The following is a 1,450-nucleotide window of genomic DNA, read 5'->3' on the forward strand; positions in this document are numbered from 1 at the left end:
GGAGGCATTGCAGCTTCAGCGGCCGCTGCCGGACGAGGCCATGCGCGAGGTCGCCCGCGGCAAGCGGAGCGATGGGACTTAGGCCCCGGATCGACGGTGCGTGATGCGCTTACTGCGCGTCGTCGGTGCCAACCATTCGCACGGTGGCGCCAAGCCGACCCCGATCGAGCCCCTTTGCGACGTAGCGCTCATCCACCCGGGCAACCCGCATCGGCGCCGGAGCACGCCCGACGAAGTTCAGATCGCCCCGCACAGCCTGTTCGAGCTGCGACCGAACCGCTCCATCCGCCAACGCAGCGAGGCCGCCCACGGTCGCGACAGCGAGGACGCTGCGGGTGATGATCGAGGTCAACGTGAGCATGTGAGGCACCTGAAGGATGCCTCACGGTAACCGAAGGTCTCCGATGTGGCTGCTACACCTGAGCCACAGCCGGTACGAAAAGCGAACAGGCCTACTAGATAACGGGGCTCTTCGATCAGATCACGGGCGCCGAGAACAGCGCGCCGTACATCGCCGCATGGCCGACGTAGTAGAGCGTGAGGAAGCCGGTGAGCGCCACCGCGTAGTAGGCCGGGGCCAGCGCCACGTCGCGGCGGCGGACGGCGCTGCGGGCGTCGTCGGCGGCGATGCCGATCAGCACCACGATGATCCCGGAATGGCCGATCGCATCGACCTTGCCGAACTCGAACACGGCGGAGACGAAGATCGCGGCCAGGATGATCGCGGCGGTGCGGCGCACCAGGGGCGTCCAGATCAGGGCGAAGGCCAGGGTGAACTCGACGACGCCGGCGGCCTTCATGAACAGCTCGGGCGAGGCGCCGAAGGTCATCTCGGGCTTGGCGGCCAGGAGCGGCGCGGTCCATTCCGGGTAGGCCCACTTCTCGACCGAGGCCCACATCAGGGTGACGGCGGCGGCGGCGCGGACCACGTCAATGGGGCGGATGCCGTAGAGGGTGCGGTCCAGGCCGGTGAGGATCAGGTAGGCGGCGACGCCGAGGAAGACCGGGTAGTCGGCCAGATGGAACGCGCCGTAGCTCCAGGTCGCGTAGCCGAACAGCACGACGATGCCGGCGCCGGCCAGCGGCAGGGTGCGGTGCCAGATCAGGCAGGCCGCAAGCGCGAGCTGGAACCACGGGATCCAGGCCGCGTCGGTCTTGAGCTCGGGGGTGAGGATGATGCCGCCGAGCGTCCAGAGCGAGACGAAGAAGAAGCCCAGCGTCGCCCGCACCAGCAATTCGGTGTCGGTGCGCAGCCGCGCGGTGACCCGGTCCAGGGCGTTGAGCAGCGCGGTGCCGAGCGGGGTGCCCTCGGCGAGGCACCCGAACATCAGGCACAGGACCGACAGGCCGACGAGCCACTCGAAGTCGAGGCAGAGCACCTGCTCGAGGCCGCGGGGCTGGCCGGCGACGTCGTAGGCGCAGAACCACTTCACATGGGCGCTGGCCTCGC

At 69.0% G+C, this 1,450-nt stretch carries 2 protein-coding genes; both read right to left on the reverse strand.

Translation table 11 applies throughout. The features are described from left to right. Window positions 1–109: 109 nt before the first annotated feature. Window positions 110–361, reverse strand: coding sequence for a hypothetical protein (locus MKK55_RS00005; RefSeq protein WP_243932642.1), 252 nt, complete (start codon window positions 359–361; stop codon window positions 110–112). 115 nt (window positions 362–476) lie between these two features. Further along, window positions 477–1,450, reverse strand: a 974-nt coding sequence (locus MKK55_RS00010) for a hypothetical protein (protein ID WP_243932644.1), incomplete at its 5' end; no start/stop codon positions are given.

The sequence above is a fragment of the Methylobacterium sp. J-059 genome (assembly GCF_022829485.1).
GTDB lineage: Bacteria > Pseudomonadota > Alphaproteobacteria > Rhizobiales > Beijerinckiaceae > Methylobacterium.

Bases quoted from the DNA above. Each gene is read 5' to 3' on its own strand.
- MKK55_RS00005 (WP_243932642.1), bottom strand. From the start codon at position 361: ATGCTCACGTTGACCTCGATCATCACCCGCAGCGTCCTCGCTGTCGCG.